This is a genomic window from Mesorhizobium sp. M7D.F.Ca.US.004.01.2.1 (assembly GCF_003997785.1).
Lineage (GTDB): Bacteria > Pseudomonadota > Alphaproteobacteria > Rhizobiales > Rhizobiaceae > Mesorhizobium > Mesorhizobium loti.
The window spans coordinates 1-6,497 of sequence record NZ_RZRQ01000328.1 but is presented as its reverse complement, the minus strand read 5'-3'; the positions used below and the strand labels follow the sequence as shown (position 1 = coordinate 6,497).

5 protein-coding genes and 2 pseudogenes are annotated in these 6,497 nt (G+C 63.6%); all 7 read right to left on the bottom strand.

The genetic code is table 11. The annotated features are described in order from the left end of the window. A pseudogene (gene murD, locus EN993_RS29105) lies at positions 1-143 on the bottom strand (UDP-N-acetylmuramoyl-L-alanine--D-glutamate ligase); the annotation flags it as partial. A gap of 8 nt (positions 144-151) precedes the next feature. Then, the gene (mraY, locus tag EN993_RS29100) at positions 152-1,234 is read right to left on the bottom strand and encodes a phospho-N-acetylmuramoyl-pentapeptide-transferase (protein ID WP_109668258.1); all 1,083 of its coding nucleotides are present in this window, start codon (positions 1,232-1,234) and stop codon (positions 152-154) included. A gap of 19 nt (positions 1,235-1,253) precedes the next feature. Next, positions 1,254-2,711, bottom strand: a complete 1,458-nt coding sequence (locus EN993_RS29095; RefSeq protein WP_127265506.1) for a UDP-N-acetylmuramoylalanyl-D-glutamyl-2,6-diaminopimelate--D-alanyl-D-alanine ligase — start codon at positions 2,709-2,711, stop codon at positions 1,254-1,256. Next, positions 2,708-4,162, bottom strand: coding sequence for a UDP-N-acetylmuramoyl-L-alanyl-D-glutamate--2,6-diaminopimelate ligase (locus tag EN993_RS29090; protein ID WP_127265505.1), 1,455 nt, complete (start codon positions 4,160-4,162; stop codon positions 2,708-2,710). Before EN993_RS29090 ends, EN993_RS29095 begins: the two co-directional genes overlap by 4 nt. 54 nt (positions 4,163-4,216) lie before the next feature. Beyond that, positions 4,217-5,926, bottom strand: a complete 1,710-nt coding sequence (locus tag EN993_RS29085; RefSeq protein WP_109668264.1) for a penicillin-binding protein 2 — start codon at positions 5,924-5,926, stop codon at positions 4,217-4,219. Beyond that, complete coding sequence (locus tag EN993_RS29080) at positions 5,923-6,318, bottom strand: hypothetical protein (protein ID WP_109668266.1); 396 nt, start codon at positions 6,316-6,318, stop codon at positions 5,923-5,925. The genes EN993_RS29085 and EN993_RS29080 overlap by 4 nt, the downstream gene beginning before the upstream one ends. 4 nt (positions 6,319-6,322) lie before the next feature. Beyond that, positions 6,323-6,497 (bottom strand): annotated as a pseudogene (locus tag EN993_RS29075) (16S rRNA (cytosine(1402)-N(4))-methyltransferase); the annotation flags it as partial.

Here is a 6,497-nt window from a genome sequence, read left to right as displayed (position 1 = left end):
GCCTTGGCGACGCTGTCGGGATTATCGTCCCAGGCCAGCACGTCCGCCCCACCCTCGATCAGCGCGCGCGCCGTCGCGATCCCCGAGCCACCGAGCCCGAAGAGCGAAACGTGCTTGCCTGAAAAGGATGCGGCGGGGATCAAAGGGCTTCCTATCTCAGCTTGAGGGTCGACAGGCCAACCAGCGCCAGGATGACGGCGATGATCCAGAAGCGGATCACCACCTGGCTTTCGGTCCAGCCGAGCTTTTCGAAATGATGGTGGATCGGCGCCATCAGGAACACCCGCTTGCCGGTCATCTTGAAATAGCCGACCTGGATGATGACGGACAGGATTTCCACGACAAACAATCCGCCGACGATGACCAGCACGATCTCATGCTTGGTGGCGACCGCGACCGTGCCGATCAGGCCGCCCATGGCCAGCGAGCCGGTGTCGCCCATGAAGATCGCCGCCGGCGGCGCGTTGAACCAGAGGAAGCCGAGGCCGGCGCCGATGACCGAGCCAAGCACGACCGCCAGTTCGCCGGTGCCGGGCACGAAATGGATCTGCAGATATTCGGCGAAGACGGCGTTGCCGGAGAGATAGGCGATGACGCCGAAGGAGGCCGCCGCGATCATGATCGGCACGATCGCCAGCCCGTCCAGGCCGTCGGTCAGGTTCACCGCATTGCCGGCGCCGACGATGACGAAGCAGGAGAACGGAATGAAGAACCAGCCGAGATTGACGATGAACTCCTTGGCGAAGGGGAATGTCAGCGACGACGAGAACGGCGCCTGGCCATTGTGCATGATCGCCCAGGCGGCGATGCCGGCGATGACGAATTCAAGCGCCAGCCGCGCCTTGCCGGAAAAGCCGAGATGCGACTGCTTGGTCACCTTGAGATAGTCGTCGTAGAAGCCGATCGAGCCGAAGCCCAGCGTCACCAGCAGCACCACCCAGACATAGATGCTCGACAGGTTCGCCCACAAAAGCGACGAGCCGATGATGCCCGACAGGATCATCAGACCGCCCATGGTCGGCGTGCCGGCCTTCTTGAAATGTGTCTGCGGTCCATCGGCGCGGATCGGCTGACCCTTGCCTTGCCGCAGCCGCAGCGAATTGATGATGGTCGGCCCGAAAATGAAGACGATCAGCGCCGACGTGATCAGCGCCCCGCCGGTGCGGAAGGTGATGTAGCGGAAGACATTGAAGACCGAGACCTTGTCCGCAAAATCGACGAGCAGTGTAAACATGCGCTTTTCGTCCCCCGACCTAGGTCTGTTTTCTGGTTGTCGATTCAGCAGGGAATTTGCCCAGCAGCGCATCGACCAGTTTTGCAAAACCGATGCCCTTCGACGATTTGATCATCACCACATCGCCCGGCTTCAGCGCGGCAAGCAGCACCGGCTTCAGCTCCTCGACACCGGCGCGGTATTCCGTCTTGATCTCGGCCGGCAGTATCTCGGCCAGCGCCCGCATCTCCGGGCCGCCGAGAAAGACGGTCTGTGTCCCGGTGCCGACGATGAGCTCGGCAAGGGCAGCATGCAGCTTGGCCGAGTGGTCGCCGAGCTCGAGCATATCGCCGAGCACCGCGATGCGACGACCCTCGCCCGTCACCGGCGTCGCGTTGAGCAATGCCATCGCAGCGGCCATCGATGCCGGATTGGCGTTGTAGCTCTCGTCGATCAGCGTGATCGGCCCGCCGGGGTCGCTCGAAGTCGGGCCACCGGGGTGGCGCAGGACATGGCGCTTGCCGCGCCCGCGTTCGGCCGAAAGATCGGCCAGCGCGAGTGCCACCTTGTCGAGATCTGCGCCGACCAGATGCGCCGCACCCAGCACCGCCAGCACGTTCTGCACCATATGGCGGCCGGGTGCGCCGATCCGCGCCGTCACCTCGTGGCCGCTGATCCTGGCGGTGATGTCGGAATGATCCGCATGCAATTCGCATTTGACGAGCTTGAAGGTCGAGCGCGCATTCTCGCCGAAGCCGTAGACGTGCTCGACACCGGCGGCCTGCGCCATCTTGTCGAGAATCTTGAAGCGCGCGTCGTCGCGGTTGAGGACGACAGCGCCCTCAGGCTCCAATCCTTCGAAAATCTCGGCTTTGGCCTTGGCGATCTCGTCCAGATTGCGGAAGAAGCCAAGGTGGGCGGCCGCGATCATAGTGACGATGGCGACATGCGGCCTTGCCATCTTGACCAGCGGACGGATCTCGTCGGGATGGTTCATGCCAATCTCGAACACGGCATAGTCGCAATCATTGGGCATGCGCGCCAAAGTCAGCGGCACGCCCCAGTGATTGTTGAAGGACTGCGCCGAGGCATGCACCTTTCCGACGGCTTGCAGCACATGGCGCAGCGCTTCCTTGGTGGTCGTCTTGCCGGCCGAACCGGTCACCGCGATGATTTTGGCTTGGGAGCGTTCTCGGGAGGCCACTCCGAGTTTTTCCAGCGCGGCCAGCACATCCTCGACGACGATGATCGGCGCCGTCAGCCGGCCGAGCGACGGCAGCTTGCCTTCGGCCACCACCAGCACGCCGGCACCGGCCTTGATGGCGGCGGTTGCGAAGTCATGGCCGTCCATCGCCTCGCCCTTGATGGCGAAGAAGGCGTCGCCCGGCTGCAGGCTGCGGCTGTCGATCGAAATGCCTGAAATGCCTTCCGGCATCGGCCCGAGAGGCCGCCCGTCCATGGCGGCAACCAGCGCCTCGGAGGTCCACAGCAAGCTCATGCGGCACGCTCCGTGAGCGCTGCGCGAACTTCCTCATGATCGGAGAAATGCAAGGTCTCGGAGCCGATCGTCTGGCCCTCCTCATGACCTTTGCCGGCCACGATCAGCGTGTCGCCGGCATGCAGCATGGCGACCGCCTCGTGGATCGCCTGGCGCCGGTCGCCGATCTCGATGGCACCGGGGGCAGCCGCGAGGATGGCGGCGCGGATCGTTTCCGGCACTTCGGAGCGCGGATTGTCGTCGGTGACGATGACGACATCGGCAAGCCGCGTCGCAATCTCGCCCATGATCGGCCTTTTTCCCCGGTCGCGGTCGCCGCCGCAGCCGAACACGACGATGACGCGGCCGGTGGTGAACGGCCGCACCGAGGCCAGCACGTTTTCCAGCGCGTCGGGCTTGTGGGTATAATCGACATAGACCGGCGCGCCATTGACGGTGGTGCCGACGAGGTCGAGCCGGCCCGGCGCGCCCTTCAGTTTCTCCAACGCCATCAAAGCCTTGGCGACGGGTGTTCCCGTGGAAATGGCAAGCCCCGCCGAAACCAGCGCGTTCGAAATCTGGAAATCACCGGCCAGCGGCAGGTCGATCTCGTAGAGCACGCCGTCGGCCTCGACCTCGGCGCGCTGGCGGTGGCGCTCGTGCTCGACCCGCTTTAGCCTGAGGAAATCGCCATGGCGGCCGACAGTCAGCACCTTGAGCCCGGCAGCCTGTGCGGCCTGGATTGTCGGCGCCGACCACGGATCGTCGGCGAAGATCACGGCCGGCGCGCCCTTCGGCAGCAGTGTGTCGAACAGGCGCAATTTGGCGCGGTGATAGTCCTCGATGGTCGGGTGATAGTCCATATGGTCGCGGCCGAGATTGGTGAAACCGCCGGCCGCCAGCTTCACGCCGTCGAGGCGGCGCTGATCGAGCCCATGACTGGAAGCTTCCATCGAGGCGTGGGTGACGCCGGCATCGGCCAATTCCCGTAGCAATTGATGCAGAGCGACCGGATCTGGCGTCGTCAGCGAGCCATAATCGTTGCGGCCCGGCGCCACCACGCCGGTGGTGCCGATCGAAGCGGCGGCATAGCCGGCCTGCTCCCAGATCTGTCTGGTGAAGGCGGCGACCGACGTCTTGCCGCTGGTGCCGGTCACCGCGACCATGGTCTGCGGCTGCTTGCCGAAATAGCGGGCCGCACTCAGCGCCAGCGCCAGGCGCGGATCATCGACCGCCAATACCGCAACCGACAGCCCGGCAATGGTGCTGCCCTTGCCCGCCACGATCGCGGCCGCTCCGCGCGCGGCGGCGTCGGCGGCATAAACGGCACCATCGGCCTTGGTTCCGGCGAGCGCAAAAAAGACAACGCCCGGTTTTACCTGGCGGGAATCCGAAGAAATCCCTGTAACCTCCAGATCGACGGAAGCTATTCCCTCGACGGGCAGGATACCGGCTAGATCTCTGAGCTTCATCGAGTCCCGTTCACCGCAACAAAATAGCGCGCTGTTGCCGGCGCGCCCTAAGAATCACTGATAGGAAACCAGCGTTGCACCATTTTCATGGCTGAAATCTGGCTTCACGCCAAGCATGGCAGCCGCACGTCTGATGATGTTTCCCGCCATAACGCCCGCATTCGAGGCCGCGACGTCTGTCATGCCAGGCTTTTCCGGGTGCGGGGCATCGGCAATCGTAAACACAAGGTACTGCGGATCGTCCATCGGGAAGGCGGCGACGAAGGTGTTGAAATTCAACTCCTTCGAGTAGCGGCCGTTGATGACCTTCTCGGCTGTTCCGGTCTTGCCGCCAACCCGGTAGCCGGGGACTCTGGCATTTCTGGCCGAGCCCTTCTCGGCGTTGAGCGTATAGAGGTAGCGCATGCCTTCGACGGTCTTTTCGCTGACCACTTTCTTGGCTGTGGCCATCGCTTCCGCCTGCGTACGTATCAGGAAGGTAGGGTTCATCAGGAAGCCACCATTCATCAGCGCCGCGCAGCCTACAGCCGCTTGCAGCGGTGTCGTCGACACGCCGTGGCCGAAGGCGATCGTGAACGAATTGACCTGTTTCCAGACCTTCGGTTCAGTCGGGCGGGCGACTTCCGGCAGTTCAGTCTGCATCTTGTCCAGAATGCCGAGGCGATGCAGGAATTCGCGATGCCCCTCGATACCGACCATCTCGGCCTCCCTGGCCGACCCGATGTTGGACGAATAGAGGAACACCTCCGGCAACGACAGCACACGGTTCTTGCCGTGGAAATCGTGAATGGCCTGATGGCCGACCCGGATTGGATGCGAAGCATCGAAGCGGCTCGCCATGGTCGCCTTGCCGGAATCGAGCGCCATGGCTGAGGTGAAGCTCTTGAAGGTCGAGCCCATCTCATAGAGACCCGCCGACATGCGGTTCAGCCGGTCCTTGTCCTGTGCATTGTAAGGATTGTTCGGATCAAAATCCGGCACCGAGGCCATCGCCACCACTTCGCCGGTTTTTACGTTAAGCACAACGGCGCCAGCGCCCATGGCGCGATAGCGCTCCAGGCCGGCGGCGATCTCGTCGCGCACCACATGCTGGACGCGCAGATCGATCGAAAGCTTCACCGGCTTGAGATCCTTGGCCACCGCGAGGCCCGATGCCTGCAGGTCGCTCAGGCCCTGCTCGTCGACATACTTCTCCATTCCGGAGATGCCCTGGTTGTCGATGTTGGTAAGCCCGACAATGTAGGACGAGGTCTCGCCGCTCGGATAGAAACGGCGCTTCTCGGTGCGGAAGCCGAAGCCGGGAATGCCGAGCTGCATGATGTCGGACTGTTGCTTGGGCGTCAGCTGCCGCTGCAGCCAGACAAAGCCGGCGCCGCTCTTCAGCTTGTGGTAGGTCTGCTCATAGTCGATGTCCGGAAGCACCGTCGACAGCTTCTCGATCGCCTCATCGGCGTCGACGATCCGGCGCGGTTCGGCAAACAGCGACGCCGTCTTGATGTCCGTCGCCAGCACTTCGCCGTTGCGGTCGACAATGTCGGGCCGCGATGCCGTCACCCGGCTCTGCGGACCGCCAGACATGTCGGGGGTCTGGAAGCCGAGATAGACCAGCCGCCCGGAAATGGTCGAGAAGATGCCGAAGAACACCGCCATCGTCATCACGATGCGCGTCCTGCCCTTGCCGCCGGTCGCCTTGCGGGCGCCATCGACCACGATCGATCCGTCTTCACTCGTCCTGGCGCGACGCTTCAGCAGTTTGCCGATCATTGGGCGATGCCTCCGGTCACCACGGGATCCCTGCCGCCCGGAGGCGCTTGGTCGGAATTGTCGGCCATACCACCCTGGCGTCCGTTCAAGATGTCCTGAATGTCTAGGGCTTTGGCCGGCAGATCACCGATGCCGACGATCTGACGAGCGCTGACCGGTTCCAATGCGAGCTGTGATTTGTAGAGTTCGGTCAGCTTCTGCAGCCGCGACGGCTGGGTGAGCAGGCTCCAGTCCGCCTTGAGCAGGTCGATCGTGTCCTCTTCATAGCGTATCTGCGCATGGATCTTCTGCACCGACGCCAATTGTTCCTCGGCCTCGCGCTTGGCCTTGTAGGTAAGGGCCGCCGCCGCAACCATGACGGCGATCAGGACGATGTCGCTGGTACGAAACACTTAGCTACCTCTCCCCCGGCCGGTCGATACCGGGAAGCTTTGGAAGGCCGAAAATCGAAAAGTCGCCACTGCGGGCCGGCGCCTCGGTGCGGATCGCCGCGCGCAGCCTGGCCGAACGGGCGCGCGGATTGGCCGCCACCTCGGCGTCGCCGGCCGTCACGCCGCCACCCGCCTTGCGG

What these genes read in the sequence shown, in the direction of transcription:
- EN993_RS29090 (WP_127265505.1), bottom strand. Translation starts at nt 4,162, where the DNA reads ATGAAGCTCAGAGATCTAGCCGGTATCCTGCCCGTCGAGGGAATAGCT.
- EN993_RS29085 (WP_109668264.1), bottom strand. Translation starts at nt 5,926, where the DNA reads ATGATCGGCAAACTGCTGAAGCGTCGCGCCAGGACGAGTGAAGACGGA.
- mraY (WP_109668258.1), bottom strand. Translation starts at nt 1,234, where the DNA reads ATGTTTACACTGCTCGTCGATTTTGCGGACAAGGTCTCGGTCTTCAAT.
- EN993_RS29095 (WP_127265506.1), bottom strand. Translation starts at nt 2,711, where the DNA reads ATGAGCTTGCTGTGGACCTCCGAGGCGCTGGTTGCCGCCATGGACGGG.